The organism is Streptomyces sp. NPDC058326, from assembly GCF_042879855.1.
Taxonomy (GTDB): Bacteria; Actinomycetota; Actinomycetes; order Streptomycetales; family Streptomycetaceae; genus Streptomyces.
In genome coordinates this window covers 116,397-140,812 of sequence record NZ_JBHVZO010000016.1, presented here as the reverse complement: position 1 = coordinate 140,812, position 24,416 = coordinate 116,397, and the positions used below count along the sequence as shown (strand labels likewise).

Annotated in this window: 23 protein-coding genes and 1 pseudogene; 11 read left to right on the top strand and 13 right to left on the bottom strand. The window is 71.6% G+C overall.

Annotated features, from left to right (window positions below; translation table 11 throughout):
- Positions 1-16 precede the first annotated feature (16 nt).
- The 3 genes from chvE to ACFVYX_RS26645 form a co-directional block, all read right to left on the bottom strand.
- Positions 17-1,138: a multiple monosaccharide ABC transporter substrate-binding protein gene (chvE, locus tag ACFVYX_RS26655; RefSeq protein WP_389684067.1), complete on the bottom strand. Its 1,122-nt coding sequence runs from the start codon at positions 1,136-1,138 to the stop codon at positions 17-19.
- 5 nt (positions 1,139-1,143) lie between these two features.
- Positions 1,144-2,145, bottom strand: coding sequence for a hypothetical protein (locus tag ACFVYX_RS26650; protein ID WP_389684023.1), 1,002 nt, complete (start codon positions 2,143-2,145; stop codon positions 1,144-1,146).
- Positions 2,146-2,544: 399 nt separating this feature from the next.
- Positions 2,545-3,708 (bottom strand): mandelate racemase/muconate lactonizing enzyme family protein, encoded by a 1,164-nt coding sequence (locus ACFVYX_RS26645; RefSeq protein WP_389684022.1) that lies wholly within the window; start codon positions 3,706-3,708, stop codon positions 2,545-2,547.
- A gap of 240 nt (positions 3,709-3,948) precedes the next feature.
- On the opposite strand from ACFVYX_RS26645, the gene ACFVYX_RS26640 reads away from it, so the two are divergent.
- The 3 genes from ACFVYX_RS26640 (at position 3,949) to ACFVYX_RS26630 (ending at position 6,659) form a co-directional block, all read left to right on the top strand.
- Positions 3,949-5,322 carry a TerD family protein gene (locus tag ACFVYX_RS26640; RefSeq protein ID WP_389684021.1) on the top strand — a complete coding sequence of 458 codons (1,374 nt, stop codon included), beginning with the start codon at positions 3,949-3,951 and terminating at the stop codon, positions 5,320-5,322.
- On the top strand, positions 5,315-5,731 hold the full coding sequence (locus ACFVYX_RS26635; RefSeq protein WP_389684020.1) for a DUF3052 domain-containing protein: 417 nt from the start codon (positions 5,315-5,317) through the stop codon (positions 5,729-5,731). The genes ACFVYX_RS26640 and ACFVYX_RS26635 overlap by 8 nt, the downstream gene beginning before the upstream one ends.
- A gap of 127 nt (positions 5,732-5,858) precedes the next feature.
- On the top strand, positions 5,859-6,659 hold the full coding sequence (locus ACFVYX_RS26630) for a VOC family protein (protein WP_389684019.1): 801 nt from the start codon (positions 5,859-5,861) through the stop codon (positions 6,657-6,659).
- 120 nt (positions 6,660-6,779) lie between these two features.
- Here the strand turns inward: ACFVYX_RS26630 and ACFVYX_RS26625 are convergent, their stop codons facing one another.
- Positions 6,780-7,241: an RrF2 family transcriptional regulator gene (locus ACFVYX_RS26625; RefSeq protein WP_389684018.1), complete on the bottom strand. Its 462-nt coding sequence runs from the start codon at positions 7,239-7,241 to the stop codon at positions 6,780-6,782.
- Between the two features lie 190 nt (positions 7,242-7,431).
- Here ACFVYX_RS26625 and ACFVYX_RS26620 point away from each other — a divergent pair, with 190 nt between their 5' ends.
- Positions 7,432-10,161, top strand: a complete 2,730-nt coding sequence (locus tag ACFVYX_RS26620) for an FAD/NAD(P)-binding protein (protein WP_389684066.1) — start codon at positions 7,432-7,434, stop codon at positions 10,159-10,161.
- 46 nt (positions 10,162-10,207) lie between these two features.
- Here ACFVYX_RS26620 and ACFVYX_RS26615 read toward each other — a convergent pair whose 3' ends face one another.
- Together ACFVYX_RS26615 and ACFVYX_RS26610 are read right to left on the bottom strand one after the other, a co-directional pair.
- Entirely contained in the window at positions 10,208-11,437 is a 1,230-nt protein-coding gene (locus ACFVYX_RS26615) for an MFS transporter (protein WP_389684017.1), read from the bottom strand.
- Positions 11,438-11,442: 5 nt separating this feature from the next.
- Positions 11,443-12,798 (bottom strand): NAD(P)-binding domain-containing protein, encoded by a 1,356-nt coding sequence (locus ACFVYX_RS26610; RefSeq protein ID WP_389684016.1) that lies wholly within the window; start codon positions 12,796-12,798, stop codon positions 11,443-11,445.
- Positions 12,799-12,986: 188 nt separating this feature from the next.
- On the opposite strand from ACFVYX_RS26610, the gene ACFVYX_RS26605 reads away from it, so the two are divergent.
- From ACFVYX_RS26605 to pstS, 3 genes are all read left to right on the top strand, one after another.
- The gene (locus ACFVYX_RS26605; RefSeq protein ID WP_389684015.1) at positions 12,987-13,355 is read left to right on the top strand and encodes a metalloregulator ArsR/SmtB family transcription factor; all 369 of its coding nucleotides are present in this window, start codon (positions 12,987-12,989) and stop codon (positions 13,353-13,355) included.
- Positions 13,356-13,454: 99 nt separating this feature from the next.
- Positions 13,455-13,943 (top strand): GNAT family N-acetyltransferase, encoded by a 489-nt coding sequence (locus ACFVYX_RS26600; protein WP_389684014.1) that lies wholly within the window; start codon positions 13,455-13,457, stop codon positions 13,941-13,943.
- Positions 13,944-14,186: 243 nt separating this feature from the next.
- Positions 14,187-15,242, top strand: a complete 1,056-nt coding sequence (pstS, locus tag ACFVYX_RS26595; protein WP_389684013.1) for a phosphate ABC transporter substrate-binding protein PstS — start codon at positions 14,187-14,189, stop codon at positions 15,240-15,242.
- Between the two features lie 80 nt (positions 15,243-15,322).
- Here the strand turns inward: pstS and ACFVYX_RS26590 are convergent, their stop codons facing one another.
- The 3 genes from ACFVYX_RS26590 to ACFVYX_RS26580 form a co-directional block, all read right to left on the bottom strand.
- The gene (locus tag ACFVYX_RS26590) at positions 15,323-16,384 is read right to left on the bottom strand and encodes an ArsO family NAD(P)H-dependent flavin-containing monooxygenase (protein WP_389684012.1); all 1,062 of its coding nucleotides are present in this window, start codon (positions 16,382-16,384) and stop codon (positions 15,323-15,325) included.
- Between the two features lie 75 nt (positions 16,385-16,459).
- On the bottom strand, positions 16,460-17,548 hold the full coding sequence (arsB, locus tag ACFVYX_RS26585; protein ID WP_389684011.1) for an ACR3 family arsenite efflux transporter: 1,089 nt from the start codon (positions 17,546-17,548) through the stop codon (positions 16,460-16,462).
- Positions 17,545-17,853, bottom strand: coding sequence for an ArsR/SmtB family transcription factor (locus tag ACFVYX_RS26580; RefSeq protein WP_389684010.1), 309 nt, complete (start codon positions 17,851-17,853; stop codon positions 17,545-17,547). The genes arsB and ACFVYX_RS26580 overlap by 4 nt, the downstream gene beginning before the upstream one ends.
- Before the next feature lie 90 nt (positions 17,854-17,943).
- On the opposite strand from ACFVYX_RS26580, the gene ACFVYX_RS26575 reads away from it, so the two are divergent.
- From ACFVYX_RS26575 to ACFVYX_RS26565, 3 genes are all read left to right on the top strand, one after another.
- A complete protein-coding gene (locus tag ACFVYX_RS26575) occupies positions 17,944-18,357 on the top strand; it encodes an arsenate reductase ArsC (RefSeq protein WP_389684009.1) in 414 nt (137 codons plus the stop codon).
- A complete protein-coding gene (gene trxB / locus ACFVYX_RS26570; protein WP_389684008.1) occupies positions 18,354-19,340 on the top strand; it encodes a thioredoxin-disulfide reductase in 987 nt (328 codons plus the stop codon). The genes ACFVYX_RS26575 and trxB overlap by 4 nt, the downstream gene beginning before the upstream one ends.
- Before the next feature lie 212 nt (positions 19,341-19,552).
- Positions 19,553-19,987: a VOC family protein gene (locus ACFVYX_RS26565; protein ID WP_389684007.1), complete on the top strand. Its 435-nt coding sequence runs from the start codon at positions 19,553-19,555 to the stop codon at positions 19,985-19,987.
- A gap of 172 nt (positions 19,988-20,159) precedes the next feature.
- Here ACFVYX_RS26565 and ACFVYX_RS26560 read toward each other — a convergent pair whose 3' ends face one another.
- Positions 20,160-20,720 (bottom strand): CchlQ, encoded by a 561-nt coding sequence (locus tag ACFVYX_RS26560; RefSeq protein ID WP_389684006.1) that lies wholly within the window; start codon positions 20,718-20,720, stop codon positions 20,160-20,162.
- Between the two features lie 199 nt (positions 20,721-20,919).
- On the opposite strand from ACFVYX_RS26560, the gene ACFVYX_RS26555 reads away from it, so the two are divergent.
- Complete coding sequence (locus tag ACFVYX_RS26555) at positions 20,920-21,510, top strand: DinB family protein (RefSeq protein WP_389684005.1); 591 nt, start codon at positions 20,920-20,922, stop codon at positions 21,508-21,510.
- 11 nt (positions 21,511-21,521) lie between these two features.
- On the opposite strand, the gene ACFVYX_RS26550 is transcribed toward ACFVYX_RS26555, so the two are convergent.
- The 3 genes and pseudogenes from ACFVYX_RS26550 to ACFVYX_RS26540 form a co-directional block, all read right to left on the bottom strand.
- On the bottom strand, positions 21,522-21,626 hold the full coding sequence (locus ACFVYX_RS26550; protein WP_389684065.1) for a hypothetical protein: 105 nt from the start codon (positions 21,624-21,626) through the stop codon (positions 21,522-21,524).
- 274 nt (positions 21,627-21,900) lie between these two features.
- A pseudogene (locus ACFVYX_RS26545) lies at positions 21,901-23,076 on the bottom strand (MMPL family transporter); the annotation flags it as partial.
- 122 nt (positions 23,077-23,198) lie between these two features.
- A complete protein-coding gene (locus ACFVYX_RS26540) occupies positions 23,199-24,386 on the bottom strand; it encodes a serine hydrolase domain-containing protein (protein ID WP_389684004.1) in 1,188 nt (395 codons plus the stop codon).
- Between the last annotated feature and the right edge of the window lie 30 nt (positions 24,387-24,416).

Below are 24,416 nucleotides of genomic sequence, written 5' to 3'. Positions count from 1 at the left end.
GGTCGCCCCCTCCCGGCTACTTCAGGTCCGCGGCGGTGTAGTAGCCGCCGCCGACCAGGACCTGCTCGTAGTTGGTCCTGTCCACGCTCACCGGCTGGAGCAGGTGGGCGGGGACGACCTTGCTGCCGTTGTCGTACGTCTTGTCGTCGTTGACCTCGGGCTTCTTGTCGTGCAGCACCGCGTCCACCATGTTCGCGGCGATCTTCGCGAGCTCCCGGGTGTCCTTGTAGACGGTCTGCGTCTGCTCGCCCGCGATGATCGACTTCACCGAGGCGAGCTCGGCGTCCTGGCCGGTGACCACCGGCAGCGGCTTGGCCTTCGAGCCGTAGTCGTCGGACTTGAGCGAGGACAGGATGCCGATGGAGATGCCGTCGTACGGCGAGAGCACCGCGTCCACCCGCTCGGTCTTGTACGCGGAGGTGAGGATGTCGTCCATCCTGCGCTGCGCGGTGCCGCCGTCCCAGCGCAGGGTAATGACCTGGTTGAGCGCCGTCTGGCCCGAGCCGACCACCAGCTGCTTCTTCTCGATGTACGGGTTCAGTACGCTCATCGCGCCGTTGAAGAAGTACTTGGTGTTGTTGTCGTCGTTGGAGCCGGCGAACAGCTCGATGCGGAACGGGCCCTTCTTCGAGCCGTCCTTCAGGCCGAGCCTGTCGACGATGTACGTGGCCTGGAGCTCGCCGACCTTCGTGTTGTCGAAGGAGGCGTAGTAGTCGACGTTCTTCGAGCCGAGGATCAGCCGGTCGTAGGCGATGACCGGGATGTTCGCGTCGGCGGCCTGCTGCAGCACGTTGTTCAGGGACTTGTTGTCGATCGCCGCGACGATGAGGGCCTTCACCCCCTGGGTGATCAGGTTCTCGATCTGGGCGACCTGCTGGTCGGGGTCGTCCTCGCCGAAGACCAGCTTCGTCCGGTACCCCTTGGCCTCAAGGTTCTTGACGACGTTGTCGCCGTCGGCGATCCACCGCTCGGACGACTTCGTCGGCATGGCGATGCCGACGGTGGCGCCTTCGGTACCGCCGGATCCCCCCTTGCCGCCGCCCTCGGCGTTCTGTCCGCAGGCGGACAGGGTGAGGGCGAGGGAGGCCGCCGTGGCCAGGCCGGCCGTCGCGGCTCGGCGGGTGCGGGCAGTGCGCATGGTCATCAGTCCTCGTTCTTCTCGTCGTCGAGAGCGGGCGAATCCGTCACGGGGAAGCGGTGCAGGGGCCCCGGCAGCCGGGAGCCGAGCGGCGCCATCGCGCCGTCCGCGCCGTGCCGGGCGAGCAGGTCCAGGGCGAGGCGGCCGCGCCGCACGCGCTCCCGGGCGGTGTCGAGGGCGAGGCTCCGCAGATGGGCGCCGTACGGGTAGATCCCGGGCGCCCTGGACAGGCCGAACTTCAGGTAGAGCGGTGCGCCGCGCCGGATCAGCTCGGCGACCTCGTACATCCGCACGTGGCCGCCGAGGTCGTCGGGGGCCTCGATGTACATGTCCATGGGTGCGGCGGAGACCCGTCGGATGCCGGTGAGGTGATCGAGCGTCAGGTCGCTGGGCACATTGATCGAGTCGGCGCCAAGCCGCTCGTACACCGCGTACGACGCGGGGTTGACCGGGCCGATCAGCGCCGAGACCTTGAGGGTGGTGTCGGCCGGCACGAGGCCCTTGAGGCGCGCCCGGTGCAGCGTCCACAGCACGCCCTCGTCGGCGACGAGGAGGCACTTCACGCCCAGTTCGGTGGCCCGGACGGCGTCCTCGACACAGCCGGCGACGGCGTCGTGGCCGCGGGCCCGCGGCCCCCCGCCGTGCGAGTCGGTGCGCACGGCGGCTCCGGTGTCCCAGGTGCCGCGCGGTCCGGTGAAGAGACAGAGCTCCACGCCGTGTTCGGTGGTCGCGGCGACCATCTCGCCGATCTCGGCGTCGGTCAGCATCCACACGCCGCTGCCCTGGCTGATCCGGTGCACCGGGACGTCGAGCCGCTCGGCCTCCGCCAGGGCGACGGCCAGCGCCTCGGGGCCCTCGCAGGACGGGATCTCGGTGCGCCAGCGGCCGCCGCCGGGAAAGGTGTGCGGCGAGGCGTCGGCGGGAGCCGGGTCGGGCGCGCCCAGGCCGAGCGCGGCGAGCACCCGCTCGGCGGGCCGGCGGGCGGTCGGATGGGAAGCGTCGGTCACGGTCCGTCCTTCGTGTTCGAGATGTCGGATGTGGTTCGGAACTGTGGGTACGGACCGTCCTCGCCGGTACGGCTCGTGGCCCGCCGGCCGTGATCGGTGGCGGATCGACGGCGCCGCCACGACGGCGCGCCCTGCCGCCTCCGGGCCGCCCGAGTCCCGGACGAGACAGCTCGTACGGGAGCGGCGATGGCGGGACGGCGAGTCCGGGCGCCATCGGGAGCGCGGCGGGCGTCGGGGTGAGACCCGCGTACGGTCAGCTGCCGGGTGACCGGAGCGGTGGGGTCGAGCCCCTCGGCGTCGGGGCGCCGGTCAGGACGGGGCCGCGGTCTCGTGGCCGCCGACGGCGGCGGGGGCGTCGGTGGATCGACGGATCCGGTGGATCCACCGGGGCCTCGCCGCTCACCGGGTGTTCCGGGGCCGCCGCTGCTCCCAGCCCTCGGACCACAGGTCGAACCGGGCCTGCTGCTGCGGGAATTCGGCCGCCGCGTCCACATCGAGCTCGACGCCGAGGCCGGGTGCATCGGAGAGGTGGAAGCAGCCCGTCTCCGGGTCCACCTCGGGAGCCCCGCGCACGACCTTCTTGATCTCCGCGTCCGCGAAGTCGTTGAAGTGTTCCAGGATCTTGAAGTTGGGGGTGGTGAAGCCCAGGTGGAGGGAGGCGGCGGTGAGCACCGAGCCGCCGACGTTGTGCGGGGCGACCATCATGTAATGGGTCTCGGCGGTGGCGGCCAGCTTGCGCGTCTCCCAGATGCCGCCGATGTGGCCGACGTCCGGCTGGAGGACGTCCGCAGCCTGGCTCTCGAACAGCTCGTGGAACTCGATCCGGTCGTGGATCCGCTCACCGGTGGCGATCGGCAGGTCCACCTTCTCGGCCACCTTCTTCAGGGCCTTGAGGTTCTCCGGCGGCACCGGCTCCTCCAGCCAGGCCGGCCGGAACGGGGCGAGATCATGCGCGAGGCGCACCGCGGTGGCGGGCGAGAAGCGGCCGTGCATCTCCAGCATCAGCTCGGTGTCGGGTCCGATGGCGTCCCGCACCGCCTCGACGAGGGAGACCGCGTACCGGCTCCGCTCGTGGTCGAGCTCGTAGTGACCGTTCCCGAAGGGATCGATCTTCAGGGCCCGGTAGCCCCGCTCGACCACGCCCCTGGCGGCCTTGTGATAGGCCTCCGGGGTGCGTTCGGTCGTGTACCAGCCGTTGGCGTACGCCTTGACCCGGTCGGTTACCTTCCCGCCGAGCAGCTGCCAGACGGGCACGCCGAGCGCCTTGCCCTTGATGTCCCAGCAGGCCATCTCCACGACCGCGATGCCGGACATGACGATCTCCCCGGCCCGGCCGAAGTCCCCGTACTTCATCCGCCGTACGAGGTCCTCGACCGCGAACGGGTCCGAGCCGGCGATGTGGTTGGCCTCCGCCTCGCGCAGATAGCCGATGAGCGCGTCGGTGTGGCCGAGCATCCGGGTCTCACCGACCCCCGTGAGTCCCTCGTCCGTGTGGACCAGGACGTAGGTCAGATTTCGCCACGGCGTGCCGACGACGTGCGTACTGATTCCCGTGATCCGCACGGCGGTTGCCCCCTGCTCCTCGTTCGAGATTTCGTCACTGGTTCGAAATTCTGGCGTGACAGTAGGGAGGCGGCACGGGGGGCGTCAAGAGGTCACACCGGACCGAGGCGTCGTCGCCGACGAGCGGCAGGCCCGGCGGGCGCGGGGCCCGGGGCGTCGGACGGTGTCCACCGTGCGCGCCAAGGGTCCCTCCAGGGCGGCCCTGTTCCTCCTCCTGCTCTCCCTGACACCATGTGCCGCATGACGCACATCGCCAAGGGTGCCAACGTCCCCGTCCCCACCGCCCCGCTGCGGGTCGCCGTCGGGAGACGGCAGGTTCCGGGAGCGCCCGAAGTGGAGGCCGCCGCCCTCTTGCTGGACGCGACCGGTGCGGTACGCGGTGACGCCGGCCTCGTCTTCCGCGGCCTGTCCGCGCATCCGTCAGGTGCGGTACGGCACCTGGGCACCGGCGACGGCGGTGGGCAGGTCGCCGAATGGCTGGAGCTGGACCTCCCGCGCGTCGGGACCGACGTGCAACGGGTGCTGATCGCCGGATACTGCGACAGTGCCGTGTTCGGCGCCGTCCCGGGGCTGTACGCGCAGGTGGTCGCCGTCGACGGCGGCGTGGTGACGCACTACGACGTGACGGACGCGTCCACCGAGACGGCGTTCGTGCTCGGGGAGTTCTACCGGCGGGACGGGGCCTGGAAGTTCCGTGCCGTGGGCCAGGGGTACGACTCCGGGCTGAAAGGCCTGGCACAGGACTTCGGCGGCACAGTGGCGGAGGCCGCGGTACCCGTGCCGGAGCAGCCGGCTGCCGGGCCGGTCGTACTGGAGAACGTCGGCAAGACGGGCGCGGTGCGACCCGGAGCCGCGTACGGCGGTGAGGAGGACCGGACGGTCAAGGCTCCCACGCTCACACCGACCGTCACGGCCACGGCTCCGGTCACGGCTCCCACGTACCCTCCGCCCCAGCCTTCCACGCCGCTCCCCCACCCGACCGTCGCCGCCCCTGCCTCCTGGGGCACCTTCCTCGATTTCGAGCCGCTCGTCTTCCGCGGGAAGAACGCCAAGACGATCACGGTGGACCTTCCCTTCCCGCCGGACTCCGACCCGGTGATCCTGGCGGCGCGGCTCACGGACGCCCGCTTCCGGTTCCTCCACGTCCGGATCCTCGGCCCCGGCGAGGACGTCTTCTGCAACGACCTGCCGGACCACCACGGCCGCGCCCTCTTCGTGCCGCCGCCCGGCGGCGGCCCCGTGAAGCTGAAGGTGCGCCACTCGGGCAACTGGGAGCTGACCTTCCTGCCGCTCACCGCGGCGCTCCCGATCGGCCCCGGGACCGTCCGGGGCAGCGGCCGGGAGGTCTTCGTCCACACCGGGCCGGCAGCCGAGCTGAAGGTCCGGGCGTCGGACCGGTACAGCGGCTGGTTCCAGGTGCACTCCCACCGGGGCGACACGCCCGGCGCGCTGCGAGAGCCCGCCGAGCGGCTCTTCTACGCCTGGAACGGCGACCGCGTGGAGGAGAAGGCGCGGATTCCCGACGGGCCCCTCCTGATCGTGATCGACAAGAGCAAGCACGAGTGGGAGTTCACTCTCGATCCCCTGCCCCGGCAGGTGTCGGACCATGGATGAGGAAGCTGGGCGGATGACGGCGTACGCGGAGCGGATGGGCCTCACGACGGGGCAGACAGTACGGGAGATCGGCTGGGACGAGGACACGGACCCGGCGGTACGGGACGCCATCCGCCGGGCCACGGGCGCCGAGCTCCTGGACGAGGACTCCGAGGTCGCGGTGGACGTCGTCCTGTACTGGTGGCGCAACGGCGACGGGGACCTCGCGAACGAGCTCATGTACGCCGTCGGCCCCCTGTCCGACGGCGGCGCGATCTGGGTCCTCACTCCGAGAGCGGGCATTCCCGGCCACATCCTCGCGAGCGACCTCGCCGAGGCCACCGCCGACGCGGACCTGCACCATGCGACCACCGCTGCCCTCGGCGCCTGGACCGGCCACCGGATCACCCGGCGGCCTCCGGCGTCGTAGCAGCAGCCCGTCGGCCTCCCGGGCCGTGAGGGCCGCCGGGAGGCCGATCGCCGGGTGTCGCCGAGGGGCGGGTGTCGGACACCGATGGCAGGCTGGGCCCGTACGGGATCTGCGAAAGGGAATACCCATGATCACCACCGACTTCGCCCCCGGCTCCCCCTGCTGGCTCGACCTCGGTGCTCCCGACGTCCCCACCGCCGCGGCCTTCTACGGCGCCGTCCTCGGCTGGGACTACGAGCCCATGAGCGGCGGCGGAGAGGACATGGAAGGCGGCATGTTCCGCAAGGACGGCAAGACCGTCGCCGGCCTGGGCAAGCTCACCGAGAAGGGCGCCCGCTCCGCCTGGATGATCTACTTCGGCGTCACCGACGCGGACGCGACGACCGAGGCCGTGGAACGCGGTGGCGGGACCGTGCGGGTCGCGCCGACGGACCTCGACGACTGGGGTCGGATGGCCCAGTACAGCGACCCGCTGGGGGGCCAGTTCGCCGTCTGGCAGCCCGGCACGAACAAGGGCGTCGACCTGGTGGACGCCCCGGGCTCACTGTCCTGGACGGAGCTCTACACGAGCGACGCCGCGGCCGCCCGGGAGTTCTACGGCGGCGTCTTCGGCTGGCAGTTCGCCGACATGGAGATGCCGGGCGGTGGAGGCACGTACACCCTCATCACCCCCGCCGGGCTGCCGCAGGAGCGCATGCAGGGCGGACTCATGGAACTCCCCCGGGAGAACCTCGCCCTCACCGGCGGCCGCCCGTACTGGCACCCGGTCTTCGACGTCGTCGACTGCGACGCCGCGATCGCCAAGGTCACCGAACACGGCGGCAGCGTCCAGATGGGCCCCGACGACGCCGAGGACGTAGGCCGCCTCGCCGTCTGCCTCGACCCGTCCGACGCCGACTTCGTCGTCCTGACCCCGACCGCGAAGTGACCCGGGGCGGCCCGGTCACGGCCCGGCGCCGACCGAGTCGCACGCGGCGGGCACGCGCGGTCTGAAGCGCCACCGAGGAACATGACGCCCCGTCAGCGGCTCCCCGGCCCCCCATCGGCGCTACGGATACGTGCGCACGTCGTCGATGTAGTCGCGCGCCCGGTCCCGTACCAGCTCGGGCAGGGTGCCCGTCGCCAGGTCCGCGAGGGTCGTGCTCTCCAGGACCTGGCGCAGACTCGTCCGCACCGCACGCCACACGTCCGGCAGGGCAGCCGCCGCACCCTGGTACTCCAGGCCCGTCAGCTTCAGGTCCCGCACACTGACGAGTGGTCCGTCCATCGCGCGGATGACGTCGGCGAGGGTGATTTCCACGGGCGCCCGCGTGAGGGTGTAACCACCGTCGGGGCCGCGCACGCCGCGCACCAGACGCGCCTGCCGCAGGTCGCTGAGCACGACGAAGAGAAAGCGGACGGGGATGCCCTGGCGTCCGGCGATGTCCTCGGCCTTGAGGGGCCGGTACGGCGAGCGGGCCAGTTCGGCCATGGCCCGGATGGCGTAGTCCGTTCGCGCTGAGATCCTCACGGACTCAATGTCTCACGAGTGGCGGGAACCCGACCTTCGGCGGTGCCCGCAGGCCTTCAACAGCGCTCCGGGGTTCCGTCGTTGTCCGGAAGCGGCGTTACGACTCCACTTTGTTCATCGACATAGTGAACATCGGCCCGCAGTACCCGCCCCTGGCCCGGAGGTCACCGTGGTGTCCGTGGAACCCGTCATGCCCTCGCCGTCCGCCGAGGCCGCCCGTCCTCGACCGACCGTGGCGGTCGTCGGCGCGGGCGCGGCCGGCGCGCTCGTCGCCGTCCAGCTGTGCGAAGGAGCGGCCCGACGCCGTATCCCGCTCGATCTGACCCTCGTCGACCCCGCGCCGGAAGCGGGCCGGGGCACCGCGTACGCCACCGAGGTTCCCGAGCACCGGCTCAACGTGCCCGTCGGCAACATGAGCTGCTACCCGGACGACCCGGATCACTTCCGGCGGTGGCTCTGCCGGCACGGCGAAACCACCGTCACCGCGGCGGACTTCGCCTCCCGGTACCGCTACGGCTCGTACCTCGCCGACACCCTCGGCCGGGCCGTCATCAGAGCGCACGGCACGGTCTCCGTACGGCGGCTGCGCACCAGGGCGACGGGATGCGTCGACGCGGCCGGGGGACGTCTCGAACTCAGGCTCGCCGACGGCGGCACGATCACGGCGGACAGCGTGGTCCTGGCCACGGGGCCCGCGGCGGGCCGGGCCGGCTGGGCTCCCCCCGAGCTGCACGCCTCCGACCGGTTCGTCCCCCACCCCTGGAGGCCGGGCGCGCTCGACGCCGTCGGCGAGTCGGACGACGTCCTCCTCGTCGGCACCGGCCTCACCGCCGTCGATCTCGCACTCGTCCTCGATCGTCCCGGCCGCACGGTGCACGCCGTGTCCCGTGGCGGGCTGCTTCCCCAGTCCCACGCGGTCGCCCCGCTGCCTCCCGTACCACCGCCGCCCGGCCTCGCCGCTCTCCCGTTCCACCGCCTCCGCAGGGAGGTGATGCGGCACTTCGCCGCCACGCGTCGCGCCCACGGCGACTGGCGGCCCGCACTCGACGGGCTGCGGCCGGAGATCGTACGGCTCTGGCAGGGCCTCACCGACGACGAGCGGACGGAGTTCCTCGGCCGTGACGCCACCCCGTGGAACGTGCACCGGCATCGCATGGCCCCCTCCACCGCCGAGACCATCGGCCGGGTACGCGCCGCCCGCAGGCTCCACGTCCACGCCGGCCGAGTCGCCTCCGCAGCACCGTGCGAGGACGGTGGCCTGGTCGTTTCCCTCGCCGACGGCCGTGAGCTGCGCGTGGCCTGGGTGGTGGACTGTACGGGGCCGGGGCTGCGGGCCGACGCCGGCGGCGACCCGCTGTGGAGCGGCCTGCTGTCCGACGGCCTTGCCGCACCCGGTCCGCTGGGCATCGGCGTCTCCACCGAGGGCGGCAGGCTGCTCGACACCCAGGGGCGCCTGGAGCGGCCGCTGTTCACGCTGGGCGCGCCCCGCCGGGGCGAGCTGTGGGAGACGACGGCGATCCCCGAGATCCGCACCCAGGCCGAGGAGGTCGCCGAGGCCGTACTCGCCCCGCTCACCAGCGCCTCCCGGTCGGTACGCCGTCGGCCCACCGACCAGTTCGGGCTGCCGCTGTCCACCCATGCCGCGGCTGCGGCGTCCTTCCGCTGCGGACTCGCCCGGGTGATCACCGTACGGGCGAAGGCGGCCGAGTCGTTCGCGCGCGCCACCGAGCTGGATCCCGGGTTCGCACTGGGGCACGCCGCACTCGCCCTGCTCGGTCACGAGTGCGGAGCGGACGTCGACGTCGCCCGGGAGCTGGCGGACGCCCAGCGCAGCGTGCGGGAACGCGGCGACGAGCGGGAGCGGTCGTTCGTCGACGTCGTCACGCGCCGCGTCAGGGAGCACGAAGCCCACGCAGGCGCCGCGGCCGACGGAACGAACGACAGTGACAGGGCGCTCGTCGACCACCTCGGCCGGTTCCCCGCCGACGCGTTCGTGCTCGGCATCGCCGTTCCCACCATCGCCTTCTCCGGCGTCGCGGATCTCGACGGCACCCTGGCCCTCGCTCTGGTGGAGCGGACCGCGTCCGCCTACGAGGGGCACTGGTTCCACACCTCGCTCCTCTCCTTCGTCCGGCAGGAGCAAGGAAGGATCGAGGAGGCCGGCGAACTCGCCCGGTCGGCACTCGCCGCGCAGCCCCGCTCCGGGCACGCCGTGCACGCCCTCGCCCACGTCCACTACGAGTCCGGTGAGCACCGCACCGGCCGTGACTGGCTCGACGGCTGGATCGCGGGCCAGGGGCGGGGCGCCGTGCACCGGGCGCACTTCTCCTGGCACGTGGCGCTCCACGAACTGGCTCTCGACGACTCCGCGGCCGTACGCCGCCGCTGGTTCGCCCAGCTCGCGCCAGGCCGGGTGAACGGGGTGCGGGCCCTCGTCGACTCCGGCTCCCTGCTGTGGCGGGCCCGCATGTCCCGCAGCTGGACCGGCCGCGACCCCGTCGACAGCGTGCTCGACGCGGTCGCCCGCGATCTGGTCGAACGTCCCGCGACCGCGTTCACGGCTCTGCACGCCGCCGTCGCCCTGACCGCGGCCGGCGACCTCCCCGCACTCCGCCGCCTGCGCACCCACGCGGCCGGCGCGGACCCGGTGCAGCGGGAGGTCGTCGTCCCGCTGTGCAGCGCGCTGGAGGCGGTCCTCGAGGAGGAGTGGGCCACCGCGGTGCGGGAACTGCGCGGACTGCTGCCCTCGCTGCGCCGGGTGGGAGGCAGTGCGGCACAGCGCGAGGTCGTCGAGGAGACCCTGCTGTACGCGCTGGTGGAGGCGGGTCACAGCGACACCGCCCGCCACCTCCTCGAACAGCGCCTCGATCGTCGTGCCTCCCCGCTCGACCGGCGCAGGCTGGCCGGACTGAGCCGCTGACGGCGGAACCGGTGCGGTCACCGCTACGGTCTCCGCTCACACGGCGTCAGGACGCTCCCCGCTGCCGCGGTTGCCGGGCGTCCGCGGCCAGGACGACGCATGCCGCGGCGGCGGACAGCCCCGCGAGCACGCCGAACAGGCCGTCGTATCCGCCGAGCGGGCCGGCGAGGGCGGCCCCGGCCCAGGGGGCGAGGGCGGCGGCGAGGTGGGCGGGGGCGCCGAGGAGGGCGGAGAGGCGGCCGTAGTGGGTGGTGCCCCAGCGGTCGGTGACGGCGGTGGCCTGGAGGAGGGTGAGGTTGCCCCGTACGACTCCGGCGAGGACCGAGAGCAGGAGGAGGAGCGGGATCGGCCCGGGAACGACGGCCAGCAGAGCTGTGGTCGCCCCGCCGAGGGCGATCAGGACTGTGGTGCGCGTGGTGACCGATGTTCTGGAGGCGAGGCCGGCGTAGAGGGTGCGACCGAGGGTCTGGCCCGCGCCGCCGAGGCCGAGAGCCCAGGCGGCGGCCGTGGTGCTCACACCGCGTTCCTGGAGAAGGGGGACGAGGCCGATGACGACGGCGTACATGGCGAAGCCGGAGAGGGTGAAGGCCACGGCCAGGAGGACGAAGGGGCGGCTGCGGGCGGTCGGGGTGCCGTCGCCTGACGCCGGTGGCGCGGGCGGTGCCGGTGGCCAGGGCGCCCGCAGGGCGAAGGCGTGAGCCGGGATGGTGACGACGGCAAGGATCACCGCCAGGACGACGTACGTGGACCGCCAGCTCAGGTGCTCCGCCAGGAGGGCGGTGAGCGGGGCGAAGACCGTGCTGGCGAGGCCCCCTGCGAGGGTGACGACGGTCAGGGCGCGGACGCGGTCGGTGCCCCACCATCGGGTGAGGGCGGCGAAGGCGGGCTGGTAGAAGGTGGCGGCCATGGCGACGCCGGCCGCTGTCCAGGCGGCGAGGAACACGGGGAGGTTCGGGGCCGCGGCCACGGCGAGGACGGCCAGGACGGCGAGGACCGAACCGCCGGTCATCACGAGGTGAGGGCCTCGCCGGTCCAGCATTCTGCCGACAGGAATGCCGGCCACCGCCGAGACGAGCAGGGCGAGGGAGAAGGCGGCCGTCGCGGCGCCGGTGGACCAGCCGGTGTCGGCGGTGATGCGGGAGAGCAGGACGGGAAAGGCGTAGTAGACGATGCCCCAGCTGGTGATCTGGGTGGCGCAGAGCGCGGGGAGTACGACGCGTGGCCGCGACCGGTCCCCCGTTCCGGTCGCGGCCACACCGGCCTGGGTGCCGGACACGGTGGTCAGCAGCCGCCGGAGGAGGCGGGGGCTCCGCTGCCGATGGTGAGGGTGGTGGGAGTCGCGCAGCAGCCGCCGCCGGTCGGGGTCGCCTCGGGCTCGTCGAAGAGGCCGGCGCCGCCGCAGACGCCCGTCTCGGGGAGGGTGAGTTCGACGCGCTCGGCGGCTTCCCGGTCGCCGGCGAGGGCGGCGGCGATCGAGCGGACCTGCTCGTAGCCGGTCATGGCGAGGAACGTCGGAGCGCGTCCGTAGGACTTCATGCCGACGAGGTAGACGTCCTTCTCCGGGTGGGAGAGCTCGTTGACGCCGTGCGGGTACACCGTGCCGCAGGAGTGCTGGTTCGGGTCGATCAGCGGGGCCAGTTCGAGCGGCGCCTGGAGGCGCTCGTCGAGGCCGAGGCGGAGCTCGGAGAGGAAGGAGAGGTCCGGGCGCAGGCCGGTGAGGACGATGACCTCGTCGACCGGGTCGAGTCGGCGGCCGTCGTCACCGACGAGGACGAGCTGCTCGCCGTCGCCTTCGATCGCGTCGGTACGGAAACCGGTGACGGCGTCGGCGTGGCCCTGGTCGACCGCGGCCTTCGCGGCGAGGCCGAGCGCGCCCCGGGCGGGGAGCTGGTCGGCGGTGCCGCCGCCGAAGGTGGAGCCGGAGATGCCGCGCCGCAGGATCCAGACGGCGTGGGTGCCGGTGCCGTCGTCGGACGTCGCGAGGTCGGCGAGGGAAGCGAGCGCGGTGAAGGCGGAGGCGCCGGAGCCGATGACGGCGGTGCGCTTCCCGGCGTATCGGGCCCGCACGACCGGGTTCTTGAGGTCCGGGATGCGGTACGAGATGCGGGCGGAGGCCGCCTTCTCGCCGAGGGCGGGGAGGCCGTTGCCGCCGATGGGGCTGGGGGTGGCCCAGGTGCCGGAGGCGTCGATGACCGCTCGGGCGAGGAGCCGCTGCTCCGAGCCGTCGGCCAGTTCGATCTGGACGGTGAAGGGCTGGTCCTCGCGGTCGGCGTCGACGATGCGGTCGCGGCCGACGCGGGAGACTCCGGTGACGGTGGTGCCGTAGCGGACCGTGTCGCCGAGCACATCGGCGAGGGGCTGGAGGTACCGCTCGGCCCAGTCGGCGCCGGACGGGTACGTCGCGCCGTCCGGCTTCACCCAGCCGGTGGGGGCGAGAAGCTTCTCGGCCGCCGGGTCCACGAGCTCGGACCAGGTGGAGAACAGCCGCACGTGGCCCCACTCACGGACCGCGCTGCCGGCGACGGCCCCCGCTTCCAGGACGAGCGGCTCGATGCCACGTTCGGTGAGGTGGGCCGCGGCGGCGAGGCCGGCCGGGCCCGCACCGATGACGACGACGGGAAGCTGCTGCTCAGACATGACGGGTGTTCTCCTCAACGCGGGGTGGTGGCAGGGCGGTAGGGGCGGAGCGGGTGACTCGGTGGGGGCCGAGGGCGAGCACCGAAGTCTGTACGCGCCGACGATGGGTAACCCCTGTTTCGATGCTTATCGATGTCCTTCTACGGCTGGAGCTTGCCACCTGGATCGACAGCTGTCAACATAGACATATGTCGAATTCACTGGTGGAGCTTTCGGTCGTCCAGCCCGGGCAGGTGACCCCGTGCTGCCCGCCGATCACCTCGGCCGAACTGTCACAGGCGGACGCGGAGAAGATGGCCGCGATGTTCAAGGCCCTCGCCGACCCGGTGCGGCTGCGGCTGTTCTCGAAGGTCGCCTCGCACCCGGCCGGAGAGGCGTGCGTCTGCGACATCGCCGACGTGGGTGTCTCGCAGCCCACCGTCTCCCACCACCTGAAGAAGCTGCGCGAGGCCGGCCTGCTGGCTTCGGAGCGGCGCGGTACGTGGGTCTACTACCGGGTGGAGCCGTCCGTGATCGCTGCGATGGCCGCCCTGCTGGACAATCCCGGGCCTCGCTGACAACGCGGGACGGGCCGGAAACCCCACCTCGTACGAAGTCGAGACCCACGCTCGACGGACCTTTCGACGCGGCCGTACACACGCGATCCTGGGACAACCATGAACATCACCCCGCTCACCACGGATCACGCCGATGAGGTCGTCGCGATCTACCAGGCCGGCATCGACGAGGGCAACGCCACCTTCGAGACCACTGCCCCCACCTGGGAGCAGTTCGACGCGGCCAGAATGCCCGAGCACCGCTTCGCCGCCCTCGACGACGACGGCCGGGTGCTCGGCTGGGTGGCTGCCACCAAGGTCTCCGACCGCCGCGCGTACGCGGGCGTCGTCGAGCACTCGGTCTACGTCCACCCCGCAGCCCGGGGCCGGGGCGTCGCCTCCGCACTTCTGCGGGCCCTGGTCGGCTCCACCGAGGCGGCCGGAATCTGGACCATCCAGGCCGGCATCTTCCCCGAGAACATCGCCAGCCTGGCCATCCACGAGCGGGCCGGCTTCCGGATCATCGGCACGCGCGAACGCATCGGGCGCCACCACGGCCGCTGGCGCGACACCGTGCTCGTCGAGCGCCGCAGCCCCCACGTCGACTGACCTGGCCGGACGCGGCCGGACCCGCCGACCGTCATGATCACCACGATGTCGCCCGGACGATACCTGCTGTTCGCCTGAGGGCCACCCCACTCTCCCGAATATCGGTGAGCATCGATGCAACAGGGCGCCGGTACGGTCCTCGCCCGTTCATCCGTATGCCCCAGGGGGATCAAGGTGCAGCTCCGGCTTTCAGGACGAGCCCGGCGAGGGAAGGCGCTGTCCGCCGTAGCGGCAGGCTTGCTGGTGCTCACGGCATGTGGCAGCAGCGGCTCGGACGGTGCCGCGAAGACGGCCGCTGAAGAGCCGGTCCCCGACATCGACTGCCCCGCCACCGGTCAGGTGCGCGGCTCCGGTTCCAGCGCGCAGCAGAACGCGATGAAGCGGTGGATGCGGCAGTACCAGCGTGCCTGCGGAGGCGTTCAGCTCGCCTACAACCCGCTCGGTTCCGGTGCCGGGGTGGCCCAGTTCCAGCGCGGCGCCACGACGTTCGGGGGTACGGACCAGGCGCTGGCCGAAGAGGACCGCAAGATCTCGCGGGAGATGTGCCCGGGAGGCCGGGCGATCGACCTTCCCATGGTCGGCGGGCCCGTCGCCATCGGCTACAACCTCCCCGGCGTGACCGGCCTCGTCCTGGACGCTCCGACGCTCGCCCGCATCTTCGACACACGGATCACGAAGTGGAACCACCCGGCGATCCAGAAGCTCAACCCGGACGCCAAGCTTCCCGAGCTGCCCATCGTCCCCGTGCACCGCGCGGACGACTCCGGCACCACCCAGAACCTCAACGCCTACCTCAAGGACGCGGCCGGTGACCGCTGGCCGTACCCGGCCGAGAAGAAGTGGCAGGCCAGAGGCGGCCATTCGGCCAACGGATCCGACGCGGTCGCCACCGGGGTGACGCAGACCGACGGCTCCATCGGCTACTTCGAGCTGTCGTTCGCGGTGAAGCGGAAGATCGAGACGGTCCACATCGCCACGGGCGCCGCCGAGCCGGTCGCCCCGACGCCGGAGACGGCCTCGAAGGGCATCGCCACCGCGGAAGTGGTGGGCGAGGGCAAGGACCTGAGCCTCGAGTTCGACTACAGGACCTCCGCCGAGGGCGCGTACCCCATCGTCCTCGTGACCTACGAGATCGTGTGCGACACCGGCAACGCCCCCGACAGCCTGCCGGCGCTCAAGTCCTTCCTCACCTACACCGCCGGCCCGGAAGGCCAGGAGGAGCTGCACGCCATCCACTACGCGCCGCTGCCCGAGTCCGTCGCGACGCAGGTGCGCGAGGTCGTCAGCACGCTGTCCTGACACGGGCCGACGAAGGGGCCGCCGTCCGCCCGGTGGGGGCGTACGGCGACCCAGGGCGGCACGCGGCGGTGATCAGCGGGTCAGCGCGGGTCGAGGAGGTCCATGATCGCCCGGGCGGCGTCGCGGGCAGGTCGGCCGACGCCGATGAGGGTGGCGGAGGCCGGGCCGGTCCAGTCGCCGTAGCCGAGGAGGTGGAGACGGGGCTCCCCGAGCGCCTGGCTGCCGGCGGTCGGGATGTGGCCGCGCGGTCCTCGCAGGCCGAGCGGCGCGAGGTGGGAGAGGGCGGGGCGGAAGCCGGTGCACCAGATGATCGCGTCGGCGTCGGCGCGAGTGCCGTCGGCCCACTCGACGCCGGTACGGGTGAGCCGGGTGAACATCGGCTGCGCCTTCAGGAGCCCGGCGTCACGTGCTTCGCGTACGGGTGGGACGGCGACGATGTCGCCGAGCGACGCGACGCCGCCGGTGTCGGTGCGGCCTTCGTCGAGGGCGCGCCGGCGGGCGGTGGCGTGGTCGAAGAGGGCGCGGCCGTCGATGTCGTCGGCGAGGAAGCGGGCCGGGCGCTGGGCGACCCAGGTGAGGCTCGTGTCGTACGCGAGGTCGGCGGCGATCTGGGCGCCCGAGTTCCCGCCACCGACCACGATCACGCGCTGTCCGGCGAGGTCGGCGGGCCGGCGGTACTCCACCGTGTGGAGCTGAGCGCCCTTGAACTCGGAGCGCCCGGGGACCGCGGGCAGGAACGGGCGCCACCAGGTGCCGGTGGCGCTGATGACCGTACGGGCGATCCAGGTTCCGGCGGCGCTCTCCACCCGCAGGCGACCGCCGTCACGGTGGACCGCTTCGACGCGTACGGGGCGGACGACCGGCAGGTCGTAGCGCTGCTCGTAGTCGGTGAGGTAGCCGACGACGTGGGCGGCGTCGGGGTACGTCTCTCCGGGCTGCGGCGGCATGATCCGGCCCGGCAGCGAGGAGTACGCGGCCGGCGAGAAGAGGTGTAGCGAGTCCCAGGTGTGCTGCCACGCGCCGCCGGGCGCGGCCTGGGCGTCGAGGATGACGAAGTCGAGGCCGAGGCGGCGCAGGTGGTAGCCGGCCGCGAGTCCGGCCTGGCCACCGCCGATGACGACCACGTCGACGTGCCTGCTCATTGCGGTATCCCCTTCCGAACGCGGCTGCCCCGCTGCATGCAGCGGGGCAGCCGAATGATGCCGTACGACGACCTACTACTTCACCTGGGCGGTCGTGAACTTCTTGCGCCAGGCCAGCGACACGTACACCAGCGCGACCAGCACAGGGACCTCGATCAGCGGGCCGACCACACCGGACAGCGCCTGGCCGGAGGTCACGCCGAAGGTGGCGATCGCGACAGCGATGGCCAGCTCGAAGTTGTTGCCCGCGGCCGTGAAAGCCAGCGTGGCGGTCCGGTCGTAGTTCAGACCGATCGCCTTGCCGAGCAGGAAGGTGCCGAACCACATCACCGCGAAGTAGACGAGCAGCGGGAGCGCGATCCTCGCGACGTCCAGCGGCTGGGAGGTGATCGTCTTCCCCTGGAGGGCGAAGAGGATCACGATCGTGAAGAGCAGGCCATAGAGGGCCCAGGGGCCGATCTTCGGCAGGAACGTCGCCTCGTAGGACTCGCGGCCCATCTTCTTCTCGCCGATGCGGCGGGTGAGGAAGCCGGCCACCAGTGGGACGCCCAGGAAGATGACGACGTTCAACGCGATCTTCCACATCGAGATGTCGAGGTGCTCGCCCTCGCCCAGGCCCAGCCAGCCGGGCAGCAGGTCGAGGTAGAACCACCCCAGGACACCGAAGGCGATGACCTGGAAGACCGAGTTCAGCGCGACGAGGACGGCCGCTGCCTCACGGTCGCCGCAGGCCAGGTCGTTCCAGATGATGACCATGGCGATGCAGCGCGCGAGGCCGACGATGATCAGGCCGGTGCGGTACTCGGGCAGGTCCGGCAGGAAGATCCAGGCGAGGGCGAACATGAGCGCCGGGCCGAGGACCCAGTTGATGACCAGCGAGGAGATCATCAGCTTGCGGTCGCCGGTGACCGCGTCGAGCTTGTCGTACCGGACCTTGGCGAGCACCGGGTACATCATGATCAGCAGGCCGACGGCGATCGGGAGCGAGATGCCGCCGATCTCGACCTTGGCGAGCGCGTCGTTCAGCCCGGGGATCAGCCGGCCAAGACCCAGTCCGAGGCCCATGGCCAGGAGGATCCAGACGGCGAGAAAACGGTCAAGCGTCGACAGTTTCGCGACGACCGAGGGCTCCTCGGTCGGGGCGGGCGCTTGGGTGGGGGTCACGGACAGGCCCTCTTGTTCTCGGCAGCGGTACGGGCGGACTCGGCCAGCTCGGCGAACTGGCCGGCAAGTGCGGCGATGACGTTCGGGCGGAGCTTGTAGTAGGTGAAGCGTCCGCACGGCTCGGTCTCGACGACCCCGGCCTCGCGCAGCACTCTCAGGTGGTTGGAGAGGTTGGTCTGCTTGGCACCGGTCTCCTCGACGAGGTGGGTGGTGCAGAGCGTCTCGCGGGCGAGCAGGGTCACGATCTGCAGGCGCAGAGGATCACCCAGCACCCGCATCAGTTCAGTGTCGACTGACGTCATCATGTACTGATACTGTCACATCAGTGGTGGATGACACCACCGGGTGCTGATTTCATTCACGCCTGACTTCGTCGCGAGACAAGAGAGACCGCCGTGTCCGAGAAGCCCTCCGTCCTGTTCGTCTGTGTCCACAACGCCGGCCGTTCGCAGATGGCCGCCGCGTGGCTGTCGCACCTGGCCGGGGACCGCGTCGAGGTCCGCTCCGCCGGTTCCGCCCCCGCCGACCAGGTCAACCCCGCCGCCGTCGAGGCGATGCGCGAGGTCGGCATCGACATCACCGCCGAGACCCCCAAGATCCTCACGGTCGACGCGGTCAAGGCGTCCGACGTGTGCATCACCATGGGCTGCGGCGACACCTGCCCCGTCTTCCCGGGCAAGCGCTACCTCGACTGGACGCTGGAGGACCCCGCGGGCCAGGGCGTCGAGGCCGTTCGCCCGATCCGCGACGAGATCAAGAAGCTCGTCGAGGGCCTGATCGAGGAGATCGCCCCGGAGCACCAGGCGTGAGCGCGGCCTCTGAGACGTCCGACGTCCGGAACGTCATCATCATCGGGTCGGGCCCCGCCGGATACACCGCCGCCCTCTACACCGCCCGTGCCCAGCTGAAGCCGCTGCTGTTCGGCAGCTCGATCTTCGTGGGCGGCTCGCTGACCACGACGACCGAGGTCGAGAACTTCCCCGGCTTCCCGGACGGCGTCGACGGGCCGGTCCTCATGGAGAACATGCGGGCCCAGGCCGAGCGGTTCGGCGCGGAGATGATCGACGACGACATCGTCTCCGTCGACCTGACCGGCGAGATCAAGGAAGTCACCGACTCCGAGGGCACCGTCCACCGGGCGAAGGCCGTGATCATCACGACCGGCTCCGGCTACCGCAAGCTCGGCCTGCCGAACGAGGACGAGCTCTCCGGCCGGGGCGTGTCCTGGTGCGCGACGTGCGACGGGTTCTTCTTCCGTGACCGCGACATCGTCGTGGTCGGCGGCGGCGACACCGCCATGGAGGAAGCCACCTTCCTCACCCGCTTCGCCCGCTCGGTGACCGTCGTCCACCGCCGCTCCACCCTGCGCGCCTCCAAGACCATGCAGAACCGCGCGTTCGCCGACGACAAGATCTCCTTCGCGTTCGACAGCGAGATCGCGGAGATCAAGGCGGAGAACGGCATGCTCGGCGCAGTCGTCCTGCGTGACACCTTCACCGGCGCCACGCGAGACCTGGCGGTCACCGGCCTGTTCATCGCCATCGGCCACGACCCCCGCACCGAGCTCTTCACCGACCAGATCGATCTGGACGACGAGGGCTACATCAAGGTCGAGGCGCCCTCCACCCGTACGAACCTCTCCGGCGTCTTCGCCGCCGGCGACGTCGTCGACCACACCTACCGCCAGGCCATCACAGCAGCCGGCACCGGCGCTGCGGCGGGGCTCGACGCCGAGCGCTACCTCGCCGCCCTCGCCGACAAGGCCCCGGCCCTGGCCACGGCCGCGGTCTGACCCGTACCCCACACCCACGAGGAGGTACCCGCGCACTCAAGACCGTGACCGACGCAGGCCCAGGCGGGTTCCCCCCTTCGGAAGGCACCGCCCTCGGTCCACCCCCACCCCTGCGACCGCACGACACCGCAGCAGATGGCAGGGCCGTCCTCCCGACAACGCGCGTCCCACCCGCCCGAGGAGATGAGAAGGGACTTTGTTATCGTGCGCCGATGTCAACGATCAAGCAGATCCAAGTGACCTTCGACTGCGCGGAACCCGCGCGTCTCGCCGGCTTCTGGTGCGAGGTGCTGGGGTACGTCGTACCTCCGGTCCCGACGGGCTTCGCCACGTGGGAGGAGTACCACCGCTCACTGCCGCCCGAGGATGAGGTGATCTACTTCGCGTGCACCGATCCCTCGGGTGTGGGCCCGCGCCTGCTCTTCCAGCGCGTTCCCGAGGGGAAGGTCGTCAAGAACCGGCTGCATCTTGACGTGCGGGCCGGTCTCGGACTCGTGGGCGAGGAGCGCCTGGCCACACTTGAAGCCGAATGCGCACGACTGGTCGGGCTCGGCGCGGTACATGTGCGGACGATGCTTGCCGATGGCGAGAACGAGTCCTGCATCGTGATGCAGGACATCGAGGGCAACGAGTTCTGCCTCGACTGAGAATCTCGCGGGTCGGTGCGGATCGGCAGCCGTCTCCCTTGGACCTCTCTGGTCTCAGTACTGATGGAGTCGGGCACATTCGCCGTCGTACCGGAGCCCTGGGCGGGGCGCCGTCGCGGAGGTGAGAGGAGATCGATCCGTACGGTCCCGTCGATCGTGGCCGGGGGCGGGGTCAGCGCTGCGCGGGCGCCGTGTCCGCCCCGCGCCGCCCGCAGTGCGCACAGCGCTCGCGGCCGTCCCACACGGACCAGCCGAAGTCGGCCGGGGTGAGGGCGTGGCCCTCCAACTCGTTGCGGACCGCCTCGCGGTAGGCCCAGACCGCGTCCAGGTAGGGGTGGTAGATGTCGTGGAACGCGGGGGTCGAGATGCCGGCGCCCGCGGCGACCGCCCTTCGGAGAGCGCGGAGGCGTTCGAACATGGTCTGGCCCGTGCCCGCGATCCGGGCGCTCGCGTCGAGGAAGAGGCGCTCGCGCACCTCATAAATGCGGGCGTCCGTCAGCGCCAGCCGGCTTGCTTCCTCCAGGTCGGTCGCCCCGCCGCCGTTCTGCGCGAGGCGGCGCAGTTCGGTGTGGGCCGCGCCCGCCGCCGCGATGAACTCCGTGTACACCTCCCGGCGGCGCGCCTGAAGGGCGCGGCGGTGTTCCTGGCGGGTGCGCAAGCGGTCGGCCAGCACCGTGCCCGCTATCGCGATCAGACCGCCGCCCAGTGTGGCGACCAGTGTTCCCCACTCCATACCGTGTCCCCCCGATCGGTGTTCCGAAAGGGCGCGCCTCCGCGCCGTCCCGTCCCACAGATCATGCCCGACGGCCGCGGCCGACCGCCTCGACTTGGCCATCAGGCCAGCTGTTCGGCCAGGTCTCGCCTCTGCCGGTCGTTGTGGGCCGCGTACGGGATCTTGAGGCCACGAGCAGCCCGTGGCAGGCTCATGCCGCATGATCGATGAATTCGCGAAGGACAACCTGCACGGGAGACTGCGGCGGGACCGCGAGGCGCTGCTCTGGAAGCTCGACGGATTGTCCGAATACGACGCCCGCCGGCCTCTGACGGCGACCGGGACCAACCTCCTCGGCCTGGTCAAACACGTGGCCACCGTCGAGGCCAGGTACTTCGGCGAGGTCTTCGACCGCCCTTCCCGGGAACCGCTGCCCCGGTGGCAGGACTCCGGCGGCAGCGATCTGTGGGCGACCGAGGACGAGACACGTGCTCAGATCATCGGGTTCTACCGGCGCACGTGGGAACACTCGGACGCGACGATCAGCGAGCTTCCCCTCGACGCCCCCGGCCACGTGCCGTGGTGGCCGGAGCCTCACGCCGGCACGAACCTGTTCGCCGTCATGGTCCATGTCATCGGCGAGTCCGTCCGGCATGCCGGGCACGCCGATATCCTGCGCGAAAGCCTCGACGGCCGCACCGGGTTGCGCGCCGAACACGAGCAGCAGATCGACGAAGCAGGCCGTGCGGCTTACCGCGCGAAGATCGAGCAGGCCGCCAGGTCGGCCACACCGATCAGGGCCTGGGGCTGAAGGATCCGGCATCAGGTCTCCGGCAGCGGGAATCCGATGCGGAAGGTGCAGCCCTGGCCGGGGGCGGTGGTGAGGGTGATGTGGCCGTCGTGAGCGGTGACGAGGGCGTGGGCGATGGCCAGGCCGAGGCCCGAGCCGCCGGTGGTGCGGGCACGGGCGTACGGAGTTCGTGGCCGGCGTCGGCGAAGAAGCGACGGGTGCGGGCCTCGGCCTCCGCGCGTGCCTGGAAGGCTGTGTCGATCCGGTCGAGCATCTGGTGGAGGCAGGAGGTCAGGTGCCCCACCTCGGTGTGCGGGGCGGCCAGTTCGGGAACGCCGTGGGAGTAGTCGCCGGCGGTGATGGCGGTCGCGGTCTCCTCGATACGGGTCAGCGGTCGCTCCGGGCGCTGCCGCCGTCGGCCTGGACGACCACGGTCAGGGGGCCGTTGTAGCCGGGGCCGAAGCCCTCGGCGACCAGGTCACCAGGTCGTACGCGCGGCGCTGCGTGGTCGAGGCGGGATTGCTCTCGTCGCCCGGCAGCCCCATCTCCAGCGACGCCGCCGGCACGGCGATCACGCCGAGCAGGGCGATGCCGCCCAGGAGGACGGCGACCGGCCGCCGGACGACGAACCGGGCCCAGCGAACGCCCATGGCCGGCTTCGGACTTTTCCCCGCGCCGCGGCGCCGCTTCGCGCGGGGCGAACCGATCCGGCGACCACAGATTCCGAGCAGCGCGGGGATCGGCGTGACGGCGATGAGCACCGCGATGACGACCCTTCCGGCCGCGGCGAGTCCCATCTGCGTGAGCAGCGGAATGCCCACCACGGCCAGCCCCGCGAGGGCGATGACCACGGTCAGGCCCGCGAACACGACCGCCGATCCCGCCGTGCCCACCGCGTGCCCGGCCGCTGCCTCGCGGCTGCGGCCGCGGGCGAGTTCGGCGCGGTAGCGAGACCACGAACAGGGCGTAGTCGATGCCGACGGCGAGGCCGAGCATGGTGGCGAGACCGCTGGTGGTCGAGCCGAGGCCGAGCGGTTCCGCGAGCACCTTGATGGCCAGTCCGCCGATGCCGACACCGAGGATGCCGGTGAGCAGCGGAAGCCGGGCCGCGAGCAGTGAGCCGAAGGTGATGACGAGCACCACGGCGGCCACCGCCAGGCCCAGGGCCTCGGAGGAATGGCCGCCGGCGACCGCGTTGACGGCGTTGCCGCCGACCTCAACCAGCTCCGTCGAGCCCGCGTTCTCGACGGTGTCCTGGAGCGCGGTGCGCGAGCGCTCCTCCAGCTCCGGGGCGGACACCTCGTAGGAGACCTGCGCATAGGCGGTGGAGCTGTCGGCGCTCACCGACCGGGTCGCGTACGGGTCGGTGACCCGCGCGACCTGCGGATCGTTTCCGAGTTCCCGGACAGTCTCCTGGATGGCCTGCTTCGCCTCGGGGTCGGTGATCTTGCCGTCCTCCGCCCGGAACACCACGCGGGCCGTCGCGCCGTCGGCGTTGAGCTCCGGGACGTTCTTCTCCAGGAGGTCGTACGCCTGCTGCGCCTCCGTGCCGGGCATCGAGAAGTCGTTCGGCGGCGGGGCGGGAGCCCTCCCTGATCGACTCCGGAGAGATCCTGGGAACTTCCTGAGAGATCCGAGCGCCACAGGGGGGTCGAAGCATCGGATCCCCCGGTGAGACCGCTGTCACCGCGGCCTGATTCACAGGAAGTTCACCGAGTCGATTCGAGGTGGGTCCCGATCCGCAGGAACGCCTGGACGAGCGGGGCGACCGGCACGTCCGGGGAGATGACCTGCGAGCCGAAGTGGACGGCGACGAGGTCGAGACCGGGTGAGACGAAGAGCCGCTGGCCGTGGATGCCGCTGGCCAGGTAGGAGCCGTACGGGTCGTTCGGAATCCACCACAGGTCGTGGTACGAGAGCGTGGCCGGCGAGTCGGGGGGTGCGGCGGGGAAGCGGACGCGGCTCGGATAGCCGTCGGGGACGCCGCTGGTGATCGTCGTCGCCACCTCCTCGGGCACGACCTGCCGACCGCCGACCGCCCCGCCGCGGCGGAGCATCTCGCCGGGCCGGGCGACGTCGCGTGCCGTGGCGCTGAAGCCGCCGCACGCCGCCTCGACCCCATCGCCGTCGAGGATGTAGTAGGCGTCCTCCTCGGCACCGATCTTCGACCAGATCATCTCGCTGAGCAGCGCGGAGGTGGTCAGGCCCGTGACCCGGCGCAGGACTTCGGCCAGCGTCTCGACGTTGCCGTTCTCGTAGTGGAACTCGGTGCCCGGCCGGCCGGTCGCGCGGGCGGTCAGGAGGTGTTCGCGGATGGTCGTGGGGCCGTTGTAGCCGAACGGCCGCAGCTGCGGGGCGATGACGGCGAAGTACCGCTGTGCCTCGATCGCCTTGTCGAAGGGCCGGCCCGCGTAGCTGACCCGGGTGCCCATGTGCAGCAGGTCCTCGATCGTGGCGTCGCCGAAGGCCGTACCGGTGAGCTCGGGGACGTGGGCGGCCGCCGTGGCCGACCGGTCCAGGAGGCCTTGGTGCGCCAGGGTCGCCGCCATCAGGCCGATGTACGACTTGGCCGCCGAGGCGTTGAAGTGCGGGGTGTGCGCCTCGGTGCCGTACCGGTACGTCTCGTGGACGAGGGCGCCGCGGTGCATCACGAGGAACGCGTCCGTCCGGGCCGCGGCGAACAGGTCGTCCAGTTTGATCGTGGTGCCGCCGAGCTCGATGTCGAGCGCGTCGAGGTCGGCGGGGCGGTCGTGCAGGACCTGGGCGGGCTCCGGGCCGCGCCACACGCGGCGGCTGGGTGTGAGCTCGCGGCCCGCGGACGTGAAGCGGCGGATCCACGCGGGGTCCGTGTAGCCACGGGTCCACAAGAGATCACCCAGTCGGGTCAGGTCGGTCATGGAAAGCACTCCGTCACCGTAGAGGTCTTG